Below are 21838 nucleotides of genomic sequence, written 5' to 3' on the forward strand. Positions count from 1 at the left end.
GAAGTAGAACGTTCACCTCCTAGTTATTTAAAATTAATAAAAGTGACTGCATTAGCGCAACACTTTCAGGTGACACTTTTTTACGAAGCTTTTGTCGCTCCTTCTCATCTAAATGTTCCATTAAAACGTTTACATCATGTTCGAGCTTGCGCATTTGCAAACGAATGTCCTGAACATCAATTTCTTCAGGTTCATTTTCTGCAGGGGCAATTAAACGATGAATTTCATCCAAACATTTTCCTTGCTTTTTTTGTTCCTCAATCCAGTGAATACGATTAATCATTTCTTTATCATAATAGCGATAATTGGATGCCGATCGCTCCACTTTTAAAAGCCCTAAATTTGTATAATAATCAATTGTTCGTTTTGTTACCCCGGTAGCAGTGGCAAGCTCACCAATTTTTAGTTTTCCGATCCCAAGTTATCACCTCATTCATAACGTTTTACTTTCAAGAATAACGCAGAAAGCACATTTTGTAAAGATATTCCATTTATCTACAGAAAAACAAATATTAGTTAAAATGATAGGTGAGCAATATATATCGACTGCCGAAGTAAAATGGTAAAATGTATGTATATAAAGCAAGAGGGGCGATTTTTATGCAGGCTTTAAAAGATTCTATAGAAGATTATCTTCATTTTATCAAGGTGGAACGGCAACTTTCTGATAATACTTTACAGTCTTATAAACGGGATTTAATCGCATACGCTCGTCATATCCATTATGATCAGCAAATTAATGCATTTCAAGAAGTTGTACGTGAACATATATTGCTTTACTTGGATAGTTTACGGACGACAGGAAAGTCTACGAAAACGATTTCGAGACAAATTTCCTCAATTCGGTCTTTTCACCAATTTTTATTGAGAGAAAAAGTAACGGATCAAGACCCTACTGTACATTTGGAAATGCCAAAAAAAGAACAATCATTACCAAAGGTGTTATCGGTAGAAGAGATTGATATGCTCATAGCCGCACCTTCCATAGAAAAACCACAGGGGATACGGGATATAGCCATCTTAGAGATTATGTACGGCTCAGGAATGCGTATAAGTGAGCTCATTGAATTAAATTTAGAGGATATTCACATTACAATGGGCTTTGTCCGTGTATTTGGTAAAGGTGGGAAGGAACGTATTATTCCACTTGGTCGCGGAGCACTGGAAGCATGCAACACATATTTAAAAGAAGCAAGACCACAGCTATTAGGAAATGCACCGAAAAATGATGCGTTTTTCATCACCCAAAGAGGGAAAAGATTTACTCGACAAGGCTGTTGGAAAATTATTAAAGAACATGCGGAAACTGCAAATATTTCAAAAGAAATAACACCACATGTATTAAGACATTCATTTGCCACACATTTAATTGAAAATGGGGCAGATTTACGGGCTGTACAAGAGCTGTTAGGTCATGCAGACATTTCTACAACACAAATTTATACACATGTAAGCAAAACACGTTTGTCTGAAGTCTATAAACAATTCCATCCACGGGCCTAAAAATAAATTCTACCGAAATCGGATGTCTGACCTTTATTTGTTTAGGCCTTTTATGTAAAATAAAGAGGAAGAATAGGAGTGAAAGCATTATGCAACCGTTTAAAAAAATACATGTAATCGTAATGGATTCTGTAGGTATTGGTGAAGCACCGGACGCCCATAATTTTGGCGATGCTGGCTCAAACACATTAGGTCATATAGCAGAAAAAATGAATGGCTTAAACATGCCGAATATGGAAAAAATGGGCTTGGCCAATATCCGTGAACTTAAAGGTATTGAAAAAGTTGAAACACCTACAGCTTATTTTGGCATGATGCAAGAAGCGTCTGTAGGCAAAGATACGATGACAGGTCACTGGGAAATAATGGGGCTGAACATTGATACACCATTCAAAGTTTACCCGGAAGGCTTCCCGCAACAACTAATTACTCAATTAGAAGCGGCAACAGGGCGCAAAGTGTTATGCAACATGCCGTATAGTGGAACCGCTGTCATTGATGATTACGGTAAGGAACATATGGAAACAGGAGCAATAATCGTTTACACATCTGCTGACCCTGTTTTACAGATTGCAGCACATGAAGATATTATTCCTTTGGATGAACTATATAAAATTTGTGAAATTGCACGTGAGTTAACTTTAAATCCGGAGTTTTTAGTTGGTCGCGTTATTGCACGTCCGTTCGTCGGTGTACCGGGTAACTTTAAGCGCACGGCCAATCGTCATGACTATGCATTAACACCATTTGGGCGTACAACAATGGCTGAAATGAAAGACTCGAATCTAGAAGTAATTGCAATTGGTAAAATTTCGGATATATTTAATGGTGATGGGGTTACTGAATCAATTCGTACAAAAGACAACAGTGATGGCATGGATAAAATGGCTGAAGTTGTTCGTCGTGACTTCCAAGGGATGAGTTTCCTAAATCTTGTTGATTTTGATGCGAACTTTGGACACCGACGTGATCCATTAGGTTATGGTGAAGCATTAGAGGAATTCGATCGTCGATTACCGGAAGTTTTGGATGCGTTATCAGACGATGATTTATTAATCATTACGGCTGATCACGGAAACGATCCAACATTCCCAGGTACAGACCATACACGTGAATTTGTGCCATTAATTGTTTATTCTCCTCGTTTTAATGGTGGAACACAGCTGCCATTACGTGAAACATTTGCAGATATTGCAGCAACAATTGCTAATAATTTTAAGGTTGCAGCACCACAGTTCGGAAAAAGCTTTTTAAAAGAGCTTAAATAAGGGGGACATTCATCATGAGAATGGTAGATATTATTGAAAAAAAGCGAAATGGCGAAGAATTGACGACAGAGGAAATTCGCTTTTTCGTTGAAGGTTATACAGATGGTACGATTCCGGATTATCAGGCAAGTGCTTTATGTATGGCGATTTATTTTAAAGATATGACGGATCGTGAACGAGCAGATCTTACGATGGCAATGGTGGAATCTGGTGACCAAATTAACCTTTCTTCTATTGAAGGTGTTAAAGTAGACAAGCATTCAACAGGCGGTGTAGGAGATACGACAACTTTGCCACTTGCAGCAATGGTAGCAGCTGTCGGTGTACCTGTTGCTAAAATGAGTGGTCGCGGTTTAGGTCATACAGGTGGTACCATTGATAAATTGGAAGCAATTGAAGGCTTCCATGTAGAATTATCAAGTGAAGAATTTTCTAACCAAGTAAATGAAATTGGCATGGCAGTTATCGGTCAATCCGGCAACTTAACACCAGCAGACAAAAAACTATACGCACTTCGTGATGTAACAGGAACGGTTTCGAGCATTCCATTAATTGCTGGATCAATTATGTCCAAAAAAATTGCAGCGGGTGCCGATGCAATCGTTCTTGATGTAAAAACAGGTGACGGTGCGTTTATGAAAACAGTAGAAGATTCAATCAAACTGGCAGAAGCTATGGTTAAGATCGGTAATAACGTCGGTCGTAAAACGATGGCGATTATTTCTGATATGAGCCAACCTTTAGGTTATGCAATCGGTAATGCTTTGGAAGTTCAAGAAGCGATTGATACATTAAAAGGTCAAGGCCCAGCAGATTTAAATGAACTATGCTACACATTAGGTTCACAAATGGTTGTTTTAGGCGGTAAAGCTGAAACAATCGAGGAAGCTCGAAAAATGTTGGAGGAAGTTGTAGCAAATGGTGCGGCACTAGAAGTACTGAAAAAGTTTATCGCTGCTCAAGGTGGCGATGCTTCGGTAGTGGATGATCCATCACGTTTACCTCAGGCAAAATATCAATTTGACGTTCCTGCGAAACAATCGGGTTATATTTCAAAAATCGAAGCCGATGATATTGGTACTGCAGCGATGTTACTTGGTGCGGGACGTGCTACGAAGGAGTCGGAAATCGATTTAGCCGTTGGACTTGTCTTGCATAAAAAAGTAGGGGATCAAGTTGCACAAGGTGAATCATTAATGACGATTCATGCTAATAGCGAAAATATTGAACATGTAATGGAAAAAATCTATGCGCATGTATTCATTTCCGCTGAGAAAGTAGAAGCACCAAAGTTAATTGAAGCGATTATAACTCAATAATATAGGAAAAGCTTTTTATTGTCCGAGAGGGTGGTAAAAGGCTTTTTTTATGTTTTTAAAAATACATAAATATGGCTCCTCACTATAATAGGGTGTTGTTTTTCTAATAAAGTTTAACTTGATTGATTGGTGGGCTACGGCAAGACAGCGCTAAAGCCACGTGATACGCGTCTTTATCACTGCCTTTATTGCCGTTTGCGAGGCCCACCAATCTCAAAGTTCTGCCCTCGTTATATAGTGAAGTAAAGAACATCCAATTAAGCCGCTTGCGCTATTGCGAGGCGGCGGTAAGCAAAAATGCTATGTTTGTTTTATATCTTCCATTTTTGCAGAAATTTACTTTATGCCAAAGCCGAGTAACATGGAGCGGAGGGTGAGCCGCCAAAACTTGCTTCAACGAAAAGGGTGGTGGGAGGTGTAATAGGTTGCTCTTTTCGCTTTTGTTATCTTATTTTTTAATTTTGTCATCCCTAACTTATATTAGATAAACATAAATATGGTAAAATATGAATTAAATTACTGTACTATGTACGATAATAGCTATAACGATGAATAAATAGTGAAGAAGGGATTATATGCAAGTTAAATGGTCAGGTCGATTTGAAGGCTATTCATTCGCCCATTTTAAAAAGGATTTACTGTCAGGGATAATCGTAGGGATTATTGCGGTTCCTTTGGCAATGTCTTTTGCAATAGCATCTGGTGTTAACCCGGAGTATGGAATTTACACGGCTATTATTGCAGGGATTTTAATATCGATATTTGGTGGCTCGAAATTTCAAATTGGCGGTCCAACGGGAGCATTCGTTCCGATTTTGCTTGGAATCGTACTAGTCTATGGATATGAAAACCTGCTCATTGCAGGGTTAATGGCAGGTGTTATGCTGTTATTAATGGGGATTTTTAAGCTAGGGACCCTCATAAAATATATCCCTAGACCTGTTACTGTTGGGTTTACAGCGGGAATTGCCATCATCATCTTTGCCGGACAAATCGGGAATTTTTTAGGACTATCCAATATGGAGCAGCATGAGAAATTTCATATGAATATTATGGAGGTTGCCTCCAATATTGGAACAGTTAATTTCTCTAGTGTACTCATTGCAATCATAAGTTTACTTTTAATTATTATTACTCCGAAGTTTTTACCTAAAATTCCGGGAGCACTCGTCGGCATTATAATTTCATCTCTTGTTGCAACGCTTTTTTTCCAAGGTCATGTAACAACAATTGGTTCGACCTATGGTGCCATTCCGAATACATTACCGCACTTTCAAATTCCTGAAATAACGTTTGAACGGATTTACATGTTAATAGGTCCAGCCTTTGTTATAGCGATGCTTGGCGGAATAGAATCCTTATTGTCTGCTGTTGTTGCAGATGGTATGACGAACAGCAAGCACCATAGTAATCGGGAGCTTATTGGGCAGGGGATAGCTAATATTGTCACGCCATTTTTTGGAGGAATTCCTGCTACGGGGGCTATTGCACGAACGGCTACAAATATCAAGACAGGTGCAACTTCCCCAATGTCAGGCATCATTCACGGTATTTTTGTCCTTTTGACCTTGCTGATCCTAGCTCCGTTCGCTGTTCATATACCGCTCGCAAGCTTAGCGCCGGTGCTAATGATTGTCGCTTGGAATATGAGTGAACGGCATCATTTTGCGCATATTTTAAAGTTAAAATCCGGGGATTCGCTCGTACTTGTCATTACATTTTTATTAACAGTGTTTACAAGTTTAACTTTGGCTGTTGAGGTCGGTCTTGTTCTGGCGGTGGTGCTTTTCGCAAAAAGAATGAGTGAAATGCTCATAGTCTCAAAAGTATTGCCGAATTTGGATGATGATGGAGGAAAACTGCAACCGCAGATGGTGTCGGAATTGCATGATTGTCCGCAAATAAGTGTATATACAATAGAAGGTCCCCTCTTTTTCGGTGCTGCACAAACTTTTGAACAATCGATTTTAAATACTATCCATTACCGACCAGAAGTATTTATTATGCGTTTAGGGAAAGTTCCTTATATTGATTCAACAGGGGAAGAATATTTCCGCAGTATCGTGAAAAATTTCAAGTCAAATGGCGGAGAGGTCATCGTGACGGGGGTCCAGTCTAGTTTAGAGGAGATGCTGAGACGTAGTGGACTATACGACTTAATTGGAGAGCAAAATTTTTATCAGACTACAGGTGAAGCAATCACGGCAGCTTTCGATTATATTAACTTAAAAAAATGTATTGGTTGCAAGCATTTCGCATTTAAGGAATGTCAAATTGTGGCAGAAGGGGAGAGCCTTTTACCACCAGAACGCTTAAATTGACAGGGGGGATCTGACGGGGAAAAAAGATGCTCTAATATTTTTACTATGAATATGTAATGAGAGACTAAGCAGAAAGATTAACTTTCTACTTAGTCTCTTTTTTCGTACTATGAATGATTAAAAATGAAATGTAATACCTATACTAAAATCAGTTGTCGCATGAGCACTACTTATAACGAATAAACACTAGTTTTGTCAGGTGGAAAGGAAATCATCTGACCTTGCCGAATTTGCATTCTAGAAGGAGGCGATGTAGTTGAATTTTAATTTAACAATGTATCCAAATGATATTTTGATTGTCCAACTTTTCGGTGAATTAGATCATCATGAAACAGAAAAAGTGAGAACACATATATCAAAAGCAATTTTACAAGGAAATGTAAAGCTGCTCGTTTGGAATTTAGAACATTTAAATTTTATGGACAGTTCCGGTATTGGGTTAGTGCTTGGCAGAATGCGAGAACTCCGAGCAGTCGATGGGGAAACGATACTCTTAAATCCATCAAAAACGATGCAAAAAATATTTCAATATTCAGGATTAGGAAATTGCATACAATTTGCATCTGAACAGCAAGTTATTTTACACAGCGAGGGGGATTGTCAATGGATAACGAAATGACGCTAACTTTTTTAGCGCGTAGTGAAAATGAAGCTTTAGCGCGTATTGCAGTTACAAGCTTTATGGCGCAACTTGATCCGACAATTGAAGAACTATCAGAATGTAAAACCATCGTATCTGAAGCCGTATCGAATGCCATTATTCATGGATATGCGAACAATCCAAATGGGATTGTTACTGTTTATGCAGTAAGGTATGGAGCAGAAATTAGCGTAACAATTAAGGACGAGGGCTGCGGTATTGAAAATATCGAAGAAGCACGCGAACCACTATTTACAACAAAGCCGGAGCTTGAAAGATCTGGGATGGGCTTTACGATTATGGAAAGCTTCTCGGATTTTTTACAAGTGGAATCCGTGATAGGACAAGGGACAATCGTGACATTTACAAAGCAAATTTTGCCAATACAGACACTCGTGACATAACGAAATAAGGGGATGGGGAACATCGAACAGTCATCTGAAACGTTATTAACACAAGCGTATATGCGCGAGTTAATCGCAAAGTCACAAGAGGGAGATCAACTTGCGAGAAAAACGATGATTGAAGGAAATACTAGACTTGTTTGGTCTATCGTTCAACGCTTTGCATCAAGAGGGGTTGAGCTGGAAGATTTATTTCAAATAGGCTGTATTGGCTTAATGAAATCGATTGATAAATTCGACTTGTCCTATGAAGTAAAGTTTTCTACGTATGCAGTACCAATGATTATTGGAGAGATTCAACGCTTTTTAAGAGATGACGGTATGGTAAAAGTGAGCCGATCCATCCGGGAGTTGAATTTTAAAATTCGGCATGCAACGGATGATTATTTAAAGACAAATGAAAAGCCGCCATCTATCGCAGAGCTAGCGGAAATACTTCAAGTATCACAAGATGATATTTTATTAGCAACAGATGCAATGCGTGACCCGGCAAGTTTACATGATCAGCTATTTGAAAACGATGGTGATTCCATTACTTTGATGGATCAAATGCGGGATGATAAATCCGAGCTTGCATTTGACTATGTACCATTGAAGGACATGCTAAAACGCTTAGGGAAACGAGAGCAGTCAATTATTTATTTCCGCTACTATTTAGATTTAACACAAACGGAAATTGCCGATCGTCTCGGAATTTCACAAGTACAAGTATCTAGGTTGGAAAAGAAAATATTGGCCCAATTGAAAACCTGGATGGAATTATCAACTTTGAGTAAGCCGGTGAAAAAATGACGAATCAGCTTTTTACATCTAAAGATATTGCAAAAGGTTATTTTGAATCCCAATTCGATACAGGAAAAACATTTGACCTGTGTGTAAAGGACATTACGATAAAGAATTTACCGACGCTTATCGTATACGTAAGTGGTCTGGTAAATGGAGAAAGTTTAGCTGAGATGCTTGCCAACACTCAGTGGGATCAAGAAGAGGAAATTGATGACGAACAAGATTACTTCCACTACCATTTCAATTATCACGGTAAAGAAGATGCAACATCAATTGATGCTTTTATGCTCGGTGTTTTAAGCGGAAATGTAGGGTTTGTTACGGAAAGCGGCTATTGCTATTTAGCGGAATTCCGTAATTATCCCGGTCGTAGCCCTGAAGAACCGGATAACGAAAAAGTAATCCGAGGATCCAGGGATGGTTTTTCTGAAAATATTATTACAAATACGGCATTAATCCGTCGAAGAATAAGAAGCGAGAAGCTAAGATTTGAAATGCATCATGTTTCAACATACGGGCAAACAGATGTTGTTCTTTCCTATATGAGTGATTTGGTTAATGAATCTCATTTGAAATGGTTGATCGAGCGGCTAGAGCAAATTCAGCATGACGGTCTAACGATGAGTGATAAATCATTGGAAGAATGGCTGTTTAAGCAAAAGTTCCATCCATTGCCTTTCGTGCGTTATACCGAGCGTCCGGATATTGTCGCAGCTCATGTATTAGAAGGACATATTGCAATTATGGTAGATACATCGCCTTCCGTAATGCTCATTCCTGTAACTATGTTCCATTTGCTGCAGCATGCTGAAGAATATCGGCAGGCACCGTTAGTCGGGACGATGATGCGGTTCCTTCGTTTTGGAGCGGTCATATTAAGCTTTCTTTTACTTCCTTTTTGGTACTTACTCGTTACACATCCGGATTTACTTCCTGATAGCTTAGCCTTTATCGGGATAAATGAAAAAGGTCAAATACCTATATTCCTGCAAATATTATTTGCGGATATCGGTATTGAATATTTGAGAATTGCAGCGATTCATACGCCTACACCGTTATCAACGGCAATGGGTTTAATCGCCGGTATCATCATCGGACAAATTGCGATTGATGTAGGACTATTTTCAAGTGAAGTAGTATTATATACCGCAGTTACGGCTATTTTTACATTTGCCATTCCAAACTACGAGTTGAGTATTTCCGTGAAAGTATTCCGGTTAGCGCTTTTAGCGGCAACCGCATTGTTTGGTGTAACTGGATTCTTTATAGGTATCTTTATTATTTTCACATATTTATGTTCATTAAAACCGATGAAAGTGCCTTATTTATGGCCACTTGTTCCGTTTTTCCCGAAAGCATTTGCCCGTGTCATTATTCGAACACCAATGTCGCAGGATGCGCTTAGACCTTTTGTAGTAGGCGCAAAACAGCGAAAACGAGTTTGAACACACATTGCATCAGTAAGTCTCCTATGTTAAAGTTCTCATATGATATATTTGATTTTTGAGAATATTAGCTCGAACAAGCTATAGTTAGGGGAGAACACGATGCACTTATATGGTACACAACAAATTAATGAACAAGGCCATTTAACAATAGGCGGTATAGATACAATTGAGTTGGCCCGACAATATGGTACACCGCTTTTCATTTATGATACAGCGCTTATTCGTAAACGGGCACGCGGCTTTATCGATACATTTGAAAATCTCGGCGTAAAAGCACAAGTTGCATATGCATCAAAGGCATTTGCCTGTGTTGCAGCCTATCAGTTGGCAGCTCAGGAAAATCTATCTTTGGATGTTGTATCAGGCGGAGAACTTTATACGGCAATACAAGCAGGTTTCCCGGCAGAACGCATTCACTTCCATGGGAACAATAAATCAGTTGCTGAACTTGAGCTGGCATTTGAAACAGGGATTGGTTGTATCGTTGTAGATAACTTTTATGAAATCTCATTACTTAAAGAGATGGCAAAACAGCGAAATCAAAAAATGAAAATTCTATTACGCGTGACACCAGGTGTTGAAGCACATACACATGACTTTATTACTACGGGTCAAGCCGATTCTAAATTTGGCTTTGATTTAAATAACGGACAAGCTGATGAGGCATTTAAACAAGTAGTATATGATGAAAATATCGAACTATTAGGTTTACATTGCCACATCGGCTCTCAAATTTTTGAAACAGAAGGCTTCAGTTTAGCAGCGGGTAAAGTAATGCAAAAAATGGGTGCATGGAAAGAACAATTCGCATTTGAAGCACAAGTATTAAATCTAGGCGGCGGCTTTGGAATCCGATATACAGAAGAAGATAAGCCACTAGAGCCCCATGAATATGTAGCCGATATGATTCAGACAGTAAAAGCTGAAAGTACAAAACTCAATTTGGCAATGCCTGAAATTTGGATTGAGCCAGGTCGTTCTTTAGTAGGGGATGCGGGTACTTCTCTATATACAGTAGGATCACAAAAAACAGTACCGGGTGTGCGTGAATATATTGCAGTCGATGGTGGTATGAGCGATAATATCCGCCCTGCACTATATGATGCGAAATATGAAGCGGTTATTGCGAACAGAGCTAATGAAGCTAAAACAAATACATATACTGTTGCAGGAAAATTATGTGAGTCAGGGGATAAGTTAATTATTGATGCAGCATTGCAAAATGCAGAAACGGGCGATATTTTAGCAATGTTCTGTACAGGTGCATATGGCTATTCAATGGCCTCGAACTATAACCGAGTTCCTAGACCAGCAGTAGTATTCGTCGAAAATGGTGTGCATCAACTTGCGATTAAGCGAGAAAGCTACGAGAATCTTGTAGTAAATGATCTGCCGTTAACATTGGTAAAGGGTGAATAATCGTTGAAATTATCGAAGCAAGCGAAATGGGGTTTCGGCCTGTTAATGGGAATTATTATTTGGTCACTCCTTTTTATTTATATTATTAGTCCATTTATTTACAAATTCTCAAACTAGTATAAGTGCCTTTTACATTAGACGTTGGAAAATTGTGTTATTGCATTTCCACTGGACTTTTGTTAGGATTTGCAATGGTAGAATTGAGGGAATGTTAAAATGTTAGTAAGATATAAAAAAGCACTTGAAAAGATTGCAATGGGATTAATTTCGTTAATGCCGCAGGAAAAAGACATTAAACGTTTAATGGAGACCATTCATCATTATGAGCAAAATGAAAATTGGACACTTTTTTTATGGAAAAAAGGTGAAGAATATGTGGGGGCAGTAGGAATTGCGGAGGAGAATGATTCCACAACAATTCAGCATATTACTGTCATTCCATCCTATCGTGGAGAAGGTGTTGCATTGGCAATGCTGCGACAGCTCCAAGAGATGGGATTCAAAAATATTCAGCCAAACGAAGATACAAGTGCATTTGTCCAAAAGTGTATAACTATTTTAAAAGAAGCCGACTAGTTCAGTCGACTTCTTTTTTTAATTTGTCTTGCTTCAAGTATTTCTGTGCGGTCTCGAAGCATATGTTTATTGAAAATAAAGTGTGCGTCCATAGGCGTACATATACTTATTTTTTGTTGAACTAATGATTGAAGCTGCTCATTTTCAAGAGGAAGTGTAAATTTCAGAAACGGTTCATTTGTCTGCATTTTTTGCAGTCTATTTTTCATAACTGTAAGGAGTTGCTTGAAATCAATGTAATCGAAAAACGGGCTCTCTCTATTTTTTTCAAAGTTTAAGACTGCTTTACTCATCATACGTGTTGCACCATTATAGTTTTCCCTTCGCCAATGGTACATACTTGTCGCAAGTTGTACATAGCCAACAAGCGGATGAAGCTTTTCTTTTGGGGCAATCTCTTTCCAATACTCTTCCATTACTTCATGACATTCAAAGTAATCCTCATTGCCATTAAAATATGCACAATAATCGATAAACAGTGGGTGAAACAAAGGATGCATTGTGTTCTCCTTTCATCTATACTAATTAAATAGGTTCTGCTTTAAATTGTAGAACGGTGTCGAATAAAAATAACTAGTAAATGCAAATTTCAATTATAGCTTAATTTACATATTTATGATAAATTTCGATTCAACTTTTCCAGCAAAATATTATTTCCTGAAAAGCAATCGAGGCGCAATTGATTAGGATAGGTGGTTTTTTATGTCTTACGAAGTGAAACTGGATGCCTTTAGTGGGCCGCTAGATTTATTATTACATTTAATTCATCGCTTGGAAATTGATATCTATGATATTCCGATGTCGGAGTTAACAGAACAGTATATTGATCATATCCATGCGATGCAAACTTTGGAATTAAACGAAGCAAGTGAATATTTAGTAATGGCGGCTACATTATTAGCAATTAAAAGCCGCATGCTCATTCCTATTAACGAAGGTGAAATCGATACAGCGGAACTTGAAGTGGATGAAGCCGATCCCCGTGAAGAGCTTGTCGCCCGTTTAATCGAATATAAAAAATATAAGGAAGCAGCTGTACAACTTCAGGAGTTGGAAACAGAACGCGGGCAAGTCTTTACTAAAGCGCCAAGCGATTTATCGGAATTTATGCCAGATGAACAAATGGTGCTTTTTGATCAGCAAGTGAATGTTTATGACATGCTAAGTGCATTTCAGAAACTAATGCGCCGTAAACAATTAAGAAAGCCATTGTCCACACGAGTAGCAAGGCAGGAGATTTCTGTAAAAGACCAGATGCGCTCTGTTGTAAAAATTTTAAAAAGTTCAGGCGGAAGAGTAATGTTTACACAATTGTTTGAAGCAGATGATAAACCAATGCTTGTCTTAACCTTTTTAACATTATTAGAATTGATGAAGCGCCAAATCGTAATCGTTGAACAACAAAACAACTTCGATGATTTATCGGTATTACTGCAAAAGGAGGACATAGACGATGAATTCGAACAAATTACTGAGTAGAATCGAAGCACTGTTATTCGTAGCAGGTGATGAAGGTATGACCATAAAACAACTGGCACAATATATAGAAGTGGAACCAATGGATATAGAGGCAGGATTAAGCGAACTTCAATCTCAGTACAATGAAGATGAAAAGCGTGGAATCGCTTTAAAGCAACTTGCTGGCACTTATCAATTAACGACAAAGCCAGAAGTAAATGATACATTGAAAAAGCTGATTGAAAATCCGACAAACCAAGTATTAACTGCAGCCTCATTGGAAGTATTGGCAATTATAGCTTATAAGCAGCCAATTACACGCGCCGAGCTGGAAAGTATTCGGGGTGTTAAGAGCGAACGACCAATAGCCAAGTTAGTTTCACGTGCACTTGTACAGGAAGTAGGACGCGCTGAAGGGACAGGGCGTGCAATTTTATATGGAACGACAAAAGAATTTCTAAATTATTTTGGTTTGAAAAATATTAATGAGTTGCCGCCATTACCTGAAGAAGTGGATCAGGAAGATGATCAGCCTACAGATTTATTTTTAACGAAGTTTCAGGAAACATTTAATCAAAATTAAGGGAGTGACTTGTTGAAAAAGTGGTTTGTATCTATTGTGATGTTGTTTGTATTATTTAGTAATTCTACGCAAATTGAGGCTGCGGGTAATAGCTATGTTGTAATTGATGCGGAAAATGGCCGTACATTAATGGGGGTCAATGAGCATGCTCGATTGCCGATAGCCAGCTTAACGAAAATTTGGACTGCATTAGTAGTTCTGGAGAATAGTGACCTTTCAGATGAAGTGGTTATTTCGAAGGAAGCTGCAATGGTAGAAGGATCGTCCATTTATTTAATTGAAAATGAGACATATACAATTGACTATCTGCTTCACGGTTTAATGATGCAGTCAGGAAATGATGCAGCCACTGCCTTGGCAGAACATGTTGGCGGATCGGTTGAAGGCTTTGTGAAGTTAATGAATGAAAAGGCACAGCTTTACCGTCTGCATGAAACGACCTTTACAAATCCAACAGGGTTACACAATGAAGTCCACCTTTCCTCTGCATATGATACGGCTAAAATGCTGCAAATTGCGATGAAGAATCCTGAGTTTAAGAAAATTGCCTCCACACAACATTTTTCGGATGGCAGACAGTGGAAAAATAAGCACCGCCTTATGCATGAAAAAGTTGGCGCAATTGCCGGGAAAACTGGTTATACAAAAGTAGCGGGGCGCACACTTGCAACATTTTTCGAACGGGAACAAAAATCATTTGTTGTCGTCACGATTAATGAAGGAAATGACTGGAATGTCCACCGTAATTTGGCGGATTTTATCGACCAGAATTTTGAGCAGCAAACAATTGTGAAAACAGGGAAATACAATGCAAATGGATTGTCGATAGAACTGGATGAACCATTACAAATGCTTCTTCATAAGAAGGAACGACCAAATTTCCAGCACATCGTAAAGATTTCAAGACTTAAGGATTCAAATAGAGGGGTTTGGCTTTTATATGCAGATGATGAATTTGTTGGCTCCAAATTAGTCACGGTAAGATAATTGGACGTATTGTTGGAAAAGTGAAATTTCTTTAATAAGTATTGAAAGTATGCCATAATTTTTATTCGTTAAGGAAATTTATGGCGTACGTATTGTGGATGACGAGTTATAGATTTAATTTTCTTCAAAATTTTTATAGCAATAAAGGAAAAGTGCAAATTCGAATGCTGTAGAAGCGTGCGTCTTTGCAGTTTATCAATCAATGAGGTGAACTTATGGAAAGATTACAGAAAGTGATTGCATATGCAGGCGTTGCATCACGACGTAAAGCAGAGCAATTAATCGTAGAAGGTAAAGTAAAAGTTAATGGAGTAGTGGTAAAAGAGCTAGGAACAAAGGTTTCAAACTCGGACACGATAGAAGTAGAAGGCGTAAAGCTTGAAAAAGAGGATAAAGTATATTTCCTATTATATAAACCACGTGCCTATATTTCAGCTGTAACAGATGATAAAGGTCGTAAAACAGTAACGGATATTTTCCAAAAGCATGTTCACCAACGGATTTTCCCGGTAGGTCGTTTGGATTATGATACAACAGGCTTACTACTATTAACAAATGACGGGGATTTTTCAAACTTAATGACTCACCCTAAATTTAAAATAGATAAAACATATATTGCACGTGTTAAAGGGATCCCAACAAAGCAAGGGTTAATGAAGCTTCAAAATGGCATTAAGCTGGAAGACGGGAAAACGGCTCCAGCAAAAGTAAGCATGACAAGCTTTGATGAAAATGCCGGAAAAGCAATTTGTGAAATCACAATCCATGAAGGGCGTAACCGTCAAGTGCGCCGTATGTTCGAAGCGATTGGGACACCGGTTGTGAAGTTAAAACGTGAGCGCTTTGCATTTTTGGATCTAACAGGATTGTCGCCTGGGGAATACCGTCAGCTAACAAAGCATGAAGTAAAACTGTTGCGCGTACTGGCTGAAACAGGAAAATTAGATTACAACAATTAAAATAGTGGAAACGTTCATAAATCATTCATAATTAAAAGAATTATCATTTTGTAATTATTTGCTATAATAGGCAACAGTAGTTGCTAAAAGGAAGGAGGTTTTTTGTTTGGATAAAAAAAGAAAACGTTCTGTGACACGTGGCATTATACTAGCAATTTTAGCAATAGCAATCGGATATACCATTTATGGTGCTGTAACGAAAGATAAAATAGAAATAGTACAAGCAGGGGCACAGGCGCCTGATTTTGAAGTAGTAGATTTGAATGGTGAGAAACATAGATTAAAAGATTACGAAGGAAAAGGTGTCGTTTTAAATTTTTGGGGAACTTGGTGTGAACCATGCGAACGAGAATTCCCTGCTATGACTCGTCAATACACAGCATTTGCTAATAAAGGTGTACAAATTATTGCTGTCAATTTCGCCCAATCTGAATTTGAAGTTAAGAAGTATGTTGCCAATATGGGGATGAACTTCCCGGTTGCAATCGACAAAACGAAAAGCGTATTTACAGCCTACAGCATTGGACCTCTTCCTACATCAATATTTATTAAACCAGATGGTTCTGTTGACCGTATTATAACTGGTGAAATGAGCGAAGAAAAAATCGCGCAGTATATGGAGTCAATAAAGCCGGAATAGGAGTTTTAACGCAATGAATATAATACTTTGTGAATGCGGGCATGAAAATCCTGAAGGTACTAATCTCTGTCAAAAATGTGGATCTCCTTTAACAATAGAGGAAAAAAGCAAAAAAATTGCAGACATGCGGTACGAAGGGACAGCCATTCGTTCAAAAACTTACAACAAATCGATTATTGATAAAATTTGGAATTTTTTCTCGAGTGTAAAGGTCGGTATTTCGCTTATCATAATAAATTTAGTGGCAGCTTCTATCGGGACGATTTTACCGCAGGAGTTTTACGTTAGTGTAGCGACTGATGCAGAGAAGGAAAAATACTATTCAGATGTATATGGCTGGTTTGGGGAAATATATTATGCGTTAGGTTTATCGGATCTCTATTCTTCCCTTTGGTTCCAAATACTAGTATTAATGCTGGGTGTCTCCATTATTATAGCGAGTATTGACCGTGGTATTCCATTACATAAGTCTTTAAAGAATCAACGAGTGAAAAGACATACGAGCTTTATGAAGCGTCAGCGCATCTACAGTGAAGGCAAACCAGGTGAGGATACTGGCCAAACATTACAGCTTGTAGAACAAACTTTAAAAAATCTAAAATATAATGTCCGCCGTGAAGATGACGCGATATTGGCAGAGCGTGGGCGTTTTTCTCGCTACGGCGCTTATATAAATCATGTTGGACTTATCATATTTATAATAGCAGTTATGCTTCATTTAGTTCCTGGCTTCTACGTAGATGAGTCTATCTGGTTACGTGAAGGAGAAACACGGGCAATTCCGGGTATGGATGGTTATTTTTTGAAAAATGACCAATTTATATTAGAAACATACGATAATGATCCGCAAGGTGAGCAGATTAAACAAGGGATTAACGTTGTCGCGAAAAATTACCAAACGGATGTTACATTATATAAACAAAAGGAAAATGCTGTTCCTGGACAAGCTGAAGATTTAGAAGAAGTAAAGCAATATAATATTCGAGTGAATCATCCATTAAAGCATGAGGGTTATGCAGTTTATCAAATGGACTTCAGGCTGAATGAAATTAAAACAATGGTATTTGATTTAACACTTAAAGAAACTGAAGAATCACTTGGGAAAGTTAGTATAGATTTAACAAACCCTCAAGACGAATACCTATTGGATAACGGAGCTAAAGTAGAATTAATGGGCTTCTACCCTGATTTTTCTGGATTTAAGGAAGGTGTGCCGCAAACTGCAACACAAACACCGAATAATCCGGCATTTATATTTAAAATGAGTACTCCTGAGAAACCAGAAGGAGAAACGAGTTTTGTAGCTATTCAGCAAACATTAGAGCCTGAAGGTAACAACATGTATAAAATGAAGTTTTCCAATGTAGAAACACGTCACATGTCGGGCTTAATGGTCCGATACGACCGCACAATTCCTCTACTTATAGTTGGAGCGATTATCTTTATGATCGGTGTAGTAATCGGATCGTATTGGAATCACCGTCGTATTTGGATTGAACAGTTGGAAGACGGTACAGTTCGTTTAGCAGCCCATACAAACAAAAACTGGTTTGGTATGAAGAAGGATTTAGATGCCTTAAAGAAACATGCCCATTTACCACAATACGAAGATCAGCTGGAATCGGAAAATAGTGAACATGTTGAAACAGAAAAGGATGGTAAAACCTTATGAGTTTAATAGATTTAAGTGGTTATTTACTGTATGTTGCGTTTTTTTGTTATTTATTTGGCACATTCCTATTTGGAGGGGCAATTAAAGAAAAAAATGATACAGCAGCGAGTCGAGCAGACAAATACGGTAAATTAGCAATCACCGTTACAATTATCGGTTTTGTTGCACAATTAGGTTATTTCATAACACGTTGGATTTATACAGGACATGCACCGGTTAGTAATATGTTTGAATTTACGACAGCATTCGGTATGTTCATCATCTTATCGTTCATTGTCATTTTCTTTATGTATAAAGTGTCGGCATTAGGTGTAGTAGCTTTACCAATCGCACTCCTAATCATTGCCTATGCTTCAATGTTCCCGACTGAGGTAAGTCCGTTAGTACCGTCATTACAAAGTCATTGGTTAACAATTCATGTAATTACGGCAGCAATAGGTCAGTCTATTTTTGGTATCAGTGCGGTAGCGGGTTTGATTTATTTACTGAAAAATGTAAATATGAATGAACGCTCAAAAGAGAGCTTTTGGCTTGAAACTGTTATGTTCTGCTGTGTATTGATTGTCGGTTTCGTGGCAGCAACGGTAACATTCAATGTCATGGATTATGAAGCGAAATATGAATATGTCGATACTTTGGATGAAGTAAGTACTTCAACATATATGATGCCGGCGATTTTTGGTATGAATGAGTATGTAGAGTTAACAGAAGATCGCATGACACCATTAGTAGAATTGCCTGCACTAATTGATGCACGAAAATTAACAACAGTAGTATGGTCTATTCTATTTGGTACGGTGATTTATATTTTGATCCGTCTCATCTTTAGAAGAAAGGTAGCAACTATGTTCCAGCCGTTGGTAAAGCGAGTAAACTCTACATTGATGGATGAAATCGCATATCGTACAGTTTTAATTGCATTCCCAATATTTACGCTTGGAGCACTGATTTTTGCAATGATTTGGGCGCAAAAAGCATGGGGACGTTTCTGGGGCTGGGATCCAAAAGAAGTTTGGGCACTTGTTACATGGTTGTTCTATGCAGCATTTTTACATTTACGCCTATCAAAAGGTTGGGAAGGTAAAAAAACTGCCTGGTTAACTGTAATAGGATTCCTAATCATTCTATTTAATTTAGTTGTCGTGAACTTAGTAATTGCTGGTTTACACTCTTACGCATAAGTTTATTAAAATATCATAAAGTTATAAAAGTTCAATCATTTTGATTGAGCTTTTCTTTTCAATTGTACTTATAAAAGGTACAATGGAGTAGAGAAAGAGAAGAGTTTTGAAAGGGGCAACATCAGTGTCTGAAAATATTTCTGTATTAATTGTAGATGATGAAGACCGCATTCGACGTTTATTAAAGATGTATTTAGAACGCGAAGGCTACGCAGTAGAAGAAGCAGAAAACGGAGAACAAGCACTTTCAATGGCGCTAGAAAAAGATTATCATTGTATTTTACTGGATATTATGATGCCTGAAAAAGACGGTTTAGAAGTTTGCGCTGAGCTGCGTGAAAAGAAAACAACACCGATTATTTTGTTAACAGCAAAAGGAGAAGAAGCAAACCGTGTTCAAGGTTTTGAACTGGGAGCGGATGACTATATTGTTAAGCCATTCAGTCCGCGCGAAGTTGTGCTGCGTGTAAAAGCTATTTTACGTCGATCAGCGGTATTTTCACCGGTAGCGAATGCTTCTTCATCTAAGGATTTAGTTGTATTCCCACACTTAACTATTGATCACGATGCGCACCGTGTAACAGCGGATGGTACAGAAGTGAATTTAACACCAAAAGAATATGAATTATTATACTTTTTAGCGAAAGCACCAGATAAAGTATTTGACCGTGAACAACTGCTAAAAGAAGTATGGCATTACGATTTCTTTGGCGACCTTCGTACGGTGGATACCCATGTTAAACGTTTACGTGAAAAGTTAAACCGCGTCTCTGAAAATGCGGCGAAAATGATTGTAACTGTGTGGGGTGTCGGCTATAAATTTGAGGTCGTAAATGATTAGAATAGCAACAAGTATTGTCGGGAAGCTATGGGTAACCATTTTGCTTCTCGTTTCATTTGTCCTGTTTATTTTCACGGTATTTATGCTGGAGTTTCTTGAAAGCTATCATAATGAACAGTCTGAAATTTCCTTGAGACAAACTGCTGCAGCCATCGCCAGTATTGTTGATGAGGATGAATTGGATGATAAACAATTCGCAATTATTTCCGAGTTATTAACGGAAACGACAAATGTCCTCATTGCAAAAAATCCAAATGAAGTACTGTATTCAATGCAAGAGGGATTGAATAAAGAGGAAATACAGAAAAATATTATTTCAAACGAGGATTTAGGGGAAGTTTATGAATCAAATGAGCCGATTGTTAAAGAGCTTCTCCTGCCTTCGAACATTGAAGAAAATAAAAATTTGAAATATATCGTTCTTGGCTTCCCGTTAAAAAGTGACGAAGAGTTACACGGGGCAGTATTTATTTACAAAAACCCGGACGCATTAAATCAGACAAGTAATGAAACAACGAAAATTGTCTTTTTGGCAGCGGCCATTGCATTCATATTGACGACAATTTTTGCGTTTTTCCTTTCTTCCAAAATAACGTTGCCATTACGTAACATGCGTGAACACGCTTTTGAATTGGCAAAGGGTCGATTCGATTCTAAAATTGAAATAAAGCAGAATGACGAAATTGGTCAGCTGGCTGTAGCCTTTAATCAAATGGGCCGTCAATTAAAGCATCATTTGGAAGTGATTAATCAGGAAAAAGAGCAATTATCCAGTATTTTAACATCGATGACAGATTCCGTAATTACTTTTAATCGTGATAAGACAATTTTAGTTAGTAATCCCCCGGCGGAGCGTTTGCTTCAAAAATGGTTTGTTGAAAAAGGTTTAAACAGTTCGAGGCCGATTCCGGAAGAGCTCTATCAAATGCTTGACCATGTCCTGAGTTTTGAAGATCAGCTTGACGAAGAGCTACAGATGGGGAAATCTTATTATAGTATTACAATCAGCCCGCTCTATAGCGGAGATTCAATTCGTGGTGCAGTCGCTGTTATACGAGATAAAACAGAGGAAACAAAGCTAGAAAAGCTGAAATCGGATTTCATTGCCAATGTTTCACATGAGTTGCGAACACCGATAGCGATGCTGCAAGGCTATTCTGAAGCTATTATAGATGGTGTTGTCACAACAGAAGAGGAACGCACTGATATGATTCGCATTATTTATGATGAGTCCCAACGGATGAGCCGACTCGTTACGGATTTATTGGATTTGGCACGAATGGAGTCAGGTCATATGAGTCTTTATAAAGATAACGTCCCATTAGTGTCGGTAATCGAACGTATGACGCATAAGTTTGATCAGACAGCTAAAGAAAATCATGTACATCTTCTTTTTGAAACTGACTTTTCGGAGGATGCGCTTATCCCGATTGATGAAGACCGAATTGAGCAAGTGTTAACGAATTTAATCGATAATGCAATCCGTCATACACCGGCTGAAGGCTCAGTTACAGTATCGATAACAAATGAACAGAAATTTGCTAAGGTTCAAGTGAGCGACACTGGCCAAGGTATACCACAAGATGACTTACCATACGTATTTGAACGTTTTTATAAAGCGGATAAAGCACGGACGCGTTCAAAAGGTGGAACAGGCTTAGGGTTAGCAATAACAAAAAATATAGTAGAAGCACATAACGGTACGATTTCTGTAGATAGTGTGGAACAGCAAGGAACAATCTTTACATTTTATTTACCACTAACTTAAGAAATTGTAGTAGGAAAAGTTTATCATTTTGTTCTCAAAGTGATAAACTTTTATTTTTAACAAGC

Annotated in this window: 21 protein-coding genes; 19 read left to right on the top strand and 2 right to left on the bottom strand. The window is 38.1% G+C overall.

What is annotated here, in order from left to right:
• Positions 1 to 19: 19 nt before the first annotated feature.
• The gene (locus MHH95_RS09800) at positions 20 to 415 is read right to left on the bottom strand and encodes a MerR family transcriptional regulator (RefSeq protein WP_340728744.1); all 396 of its coding nucleotides are present in this window, start codon (positions 413 to 415) and stop codon (positions 20 to 22) included.
• Positions 416 to 600: 185 nt separating this feature from the next.
• On the opposite strand from MHH95_RS09800, the gene xerD reads away from it, so the two are divergent.
• From xerD to MHH95_RS09850, 10 genes are all read left to right on the top strand, one after another.
• Positions 601 to 1503 (top strand): site-specific tyrosine recombinase XerD, encoded by a 903-nt coding sequence (gene xerD / locus MHH95_RS09805; protein ID WP_340727381.1) that lies wholly within the window; start codon positions 601 to 603, stop codon positions 1501 to 1503.
• An 89-nt stretch (positions 1504 to 1592) separates the two neighbouring features.
• Positions 1593 to 2771, top strand: a complete 1179-nt coding sequence (gene deoB / locus MHH95_RS09810; RefSeq protein WP_340727382.1) for a phosphopentomutase — start codon at positions 1593 to 1595, stop codon at positions 2769 to 2771.
• Between the two features lie 14 nt (positions 2772 to 2785).
• Complete coding sequence (locus MHH95_RS09815) at positions 2786 to 4090, top strand: pyrimidine-nucleoside phosphorylase (RefSeq protein ID WP_340727383.1); 1305 nt, start codon at positions 2786 to 2788, stop codon at positions 4088 to 4090.
• 575 nt (positions 4091 to 4665) lie between these two features.
• Entirely contained in the window at positions 4666 to 6411 is a 1746-nt protein-coding gene (locus tag MHH95_RS09820; RefSeq protein ID WP_340727384.1) for a SulP family inorganic anion transporter, read from the top strand.
• Positions 6412 to 6667: 256 nt separating this feature from the next.
• The gene (locus tag MHH95_RS09825; protein WP_340727385.1) at positions 6668 to 7030 is read left to right on the top strand and encodes an STAS domain-containing protein; all 363 of its coding nucleotides are present in this window, start codon (positions 6668 to 6670) and stop codon (positions 7028 to 7030) included.
• Complete coding sequence (gene spoIIAB / locus MHH95_RS09830) at positions 7015 to 7455, top strand: anti-sigma F factor (protein ID WP_191698228.1); 441 nt, start codon at positions 7015 to 7017, stop codon at positions 7453 to 7455. The genes MHH95_RS09825 and spoIIAB overlap by 16 nt, the downstream gene beginning before the upstream one ends.
• A gap of 12 nt (positions 7456 to 7467) precedes the next feature.
• The gene (locus MHH95_RS09835; protein ID WP_340727386.1) at positions 7468 to 8247 is read left to right on the top strand and encodes a SigF/SigG family RNA polymerase sporulation sigma factor; all 780 of its coding nucleotides are present in this window, start codon (positions 7468 to 7470) and stop codon (positions 8245 to 8247) included.
• Positions 8244 to 9686 (top strand): spore germination protein, encoded by a 1443-nt coding sequence (locus MHH95_RS09840; protein WP_340727387.1) that lies wholly within the window; start codon positions 8244 to 8246, stop codon positions 9684 to 9686. The genes MHH95_RS09835 and MHH95_RS09840 overlap by 4 nt, the downstream gene beginning before the upstream one ends.
• Positions 9687 to 9788: 102 nt before the next feature.
• Positions 9789 to 11108: a diaminopimelate decarboxylase gene (gene lysA / locus MHH95_RS09845; protein WP_340727388.1), complete on the top strand. Its 1320-nt coding sequence runs from the start codon at positions 9789 to 9791 to the stop codon at positions 11106 to 11108.
• Between the two features lie 216 nt (positions 11109 to 11324).
• A complete protein-coding gene (locus MHH95_RS09850) occupies positions 11325 to 11684 on the top strand; it encodes a GNAT family N-acetyltransferase (protein WP_340727389.1) in 360 nt (119 codons plus the stop codon).
• Here MHH95_RS09850 and MHH95_RS09855 read toward each other — a convergent pair.
• Complete coding sequence (locus MHH95_RS09855; RefSeq protein ID WP_340727390.1) at positions 11681 to 12184, bottom strand: DUF309 domain-containing protein; 504 nt, start codon at positions 12182 to 12184, stop codon at positions 11681 to 11683. The two genes, MHH95_RS09850 and MHH95_RS09855, sit on opposite strands and share 4 nt — an antisense overlap.
• Before the next feature lie 202 nt (positions 12185 to 12386).
• Here MHH95_RS09855 and MHH95_RS09860 point away from each other — a divergent pair, with 202 nt between their 5' ends.
• From MHH95_RS09860 to MHH95_RS09900, 9 genes are all read left to right on the top strand, one after another.
• A complete protein-coding gene (locus MHH95_RS09860) occupies positions 12387 to 13163 on the top strand; it encodes a segregation/condensation protein A (protein ID WP_340727391.1) in 777 nt (258 codons plus the stop codon).
• Positions 13138 to 13725 carry an SMC-Scp complex subunit ScpB gene (gene scpB, locus MHH95_RS09865; RefSeq protein ID WP_340727392.1) on the top strand — a complete coding sequence of 196 codons (588 nt, stop codon included), beginning with the start codon at positions 13138 to 13140 and terminating at the stop codon, positions 13723 to 13725. Before MHH95_RS09860 ends, scpB begins: the two co-directional genes overlap by 26 nt.
• 12 nt (positions 13726 to 13737) lie before the next feature.
• Positions 13738 to 14712: a D-alanyl-D-alanine carboxypeptidase family protein gene (locus MHH95_RS09870; RefSeq protein WP_340727393.1), complete on the top strand. Its 975-nt coding sequence runs from the start codon at positions 13738 to 13740 to the stop codon at positions 14710 to 14712.
• A gap of 215 nt (positions 14713 to 14927) precedes the next feature.
• Positions 14928 to 15671 carry a pseudouridine synthase gene (locus MHH95_RS09875; protein WP_340727394.1) on the top strand — a complete coding sequence of 248 codons (744 nt, stop codon included), beginning with the start codon at positions 14928 to 14930 and terminating at the stop codon, positions 15669 to 15671.
• A 106-nt stretch (positions 15672 to 15777) separates the two neighbouring features.
• Positions 15778 to 16311, top strand: coding sequence for a thiol-disulfide oxidoreductase ResA (gene resA, locus MHH95_RS09880; protein ID WP_340727395.1), 534 nt, complete (start codon positions 15778 to 15780; stop codon positions 16309 to 16311).
• Between the two features lie 13 nt (positions 16312 to 16324).
• Entirely contained in the window at positions 16325 to 17983 is a 1659-nt protein-coding gene (locus MHH95_RS09885; RefSeq protein ID WP_340727396.1) for a cytochrome c biogenesis protein ResB, read from the top strand.
• Positions 17980 to 19164, top strand: a complete 1185-nt coding sequence (gene ccsB / locus MHH95_RS09890; protein WP_340727397.1) for a c-type cytochrome biogenesis protein CcsB — start codon at positions 17980 to 17982, stop codon at positions 19162 to 19164. Before MHH95_RS09885 ends, ccsB begins: the two co-directional genes overlap by 4 nt.
• A gap of 124 nt (positions 19165 to 19288) precedes the next feature.
• Positions 19289 to 20005 (top strand): response regulator transcription factor, encoded by a 717-nt coding sequence (locus MHH95_RS09895; protein WP_191698215.1) that lies wholly within the window; start codon positions 19289 to 19291, stop codon positions 20003 to 20005.
• Positions 19998 to 21773, top strand: a complete 1776-nt coding sequence (locus MHH95_RS09900; protein WP_340727398.1) for an ATP-binding protein — start codon at positions 19998 to 20000, stop codon at positions 21771 to 21773. Before MHH95_RS09895 ends, MHH95_RS09900 begins: the two co-directional genes overlap by 8 nt.
• Positions 21774 to 21838: the final 65 nt, after the last annotated feature.

This window comes from Solibacillus sp. FSL K6-4121, assembly GCF_038002585.1.
Lineage (GTDB): Bacteria > Bacillota > Bacilli > Bacillales_A > Planococcaceae > Solibacillus > Solibacillus faecavium.

Excerpts from the sequence above, each read along its gene's own strand:
- spoIIAB (WP_191698228.1), top strand. The coding sequence starts at position 7,015 with ATGGATAACGAAATGACGCTAACTTTTTTAGCGCGTAGTGAAAATGAA.
- MHH95_RS09840 (WP_340727387.1), top strand. The coding sequence starts at position 8,244 with ATGACGAATCAGCTTTTTACATCTAAAGATATTGCAAAAGGTTATTTT.
- MHH95_RS09855 (WP_340727390.1), bottom strand. The coding sequence starts at position 12,184 with ATGCATCCTTTGTTTCACCCACTGTTTATCGATTATTGTGCATATTTT.
- MHH95_RS09875 (WP_340727394.1), top strand. The coding sequence starts at position 14,928 with ATGGAAAGATTACAGAAAGTGATTGCATATGCAGGCGTTGCATCACGA.
- MHH95_RS09835 (WP_340727386.1), top strand. The coding sequence starts at position 7,468 with ATGGGGAACATCGAACAGTCATCTGAAACGTTATTAACACAAGCGTAT.
- ccsB (WP_340727397.1), top strand. The coding sequence starts at position 17,980 with ATGAGTTTAATAGATTTAAGTGGTTATTTACTGTATGTTGCGTTTTTT.
- MHH95_RS09860 (WP_340727391.1), top strand. The coding sequence starts at position 12,387 with ATGTCTTACGAAGTGAAACTGGATGCCTTTAGTGGGCCGCTAGATTTA.
- deoB (WP_340727382.1), top strand. The coding sequence starts at position 1,593 with ATGCAACCGTTTAAAAAAATACATGTAATCGTAATGGATTCTGTAGGT.
- MHH95_RS09815 (WP_340727383.1), top strand. The coding sequence starts at position 2,786 with ATGAGAATGGTAGATATTATTGAAAAAAAGCGAAATGGCGAAGAATTG.
- MHH95_RS09885 (WP_340727396.1), top strand. The coding sequence starts at position 16,325 with ATGAATATAATACTTTGTGAATGCGGGCATGAAAATCCTGAAGGTACT.
- MHH95_RS09820 (WP_340727384.1), top strand. The coding sequence starts at position 4,666 with ATGCAAGTTAAATGGTCAGGTCGATTTGAAGGCTATTCATTCGCCCAT.
- xerD (WP_340727381.1), top strand. The coding sequence starts at position 601 with ATGCAGGCTTTAAAAGATTCTATAGAAGATTATCTTCATTTTATCAAG.
- lysA (WP_340727388.1), top strand. The coding sequence starts at position 9,789 with ATGCACTTATATGGTACACAACAAATTAATGAACAAGGCCATTTAACA.
- scpB (WP_340727392.1), top strand. The coding sequence starts at position 13,138 with ATGAATTCGAACAAATTACTGAGTAGAATCGAAGCACTGTTATTCGTA.
- MHH95_RS09850 (WP_340727389.1), top strand. The coding sequence starts at position 11,325 with ATGTTAGTAAGATATAAAAAAGCACTTGAAAAGATTGCAATGGGATTA.
- MHH95_RS09900 (WP_340727398.1), top strand. The coding sequence starts at position 19,998 with ATGATTAGAATAGCAACAAGTATTGTCGGGAAGCTATGGGTAACCATT.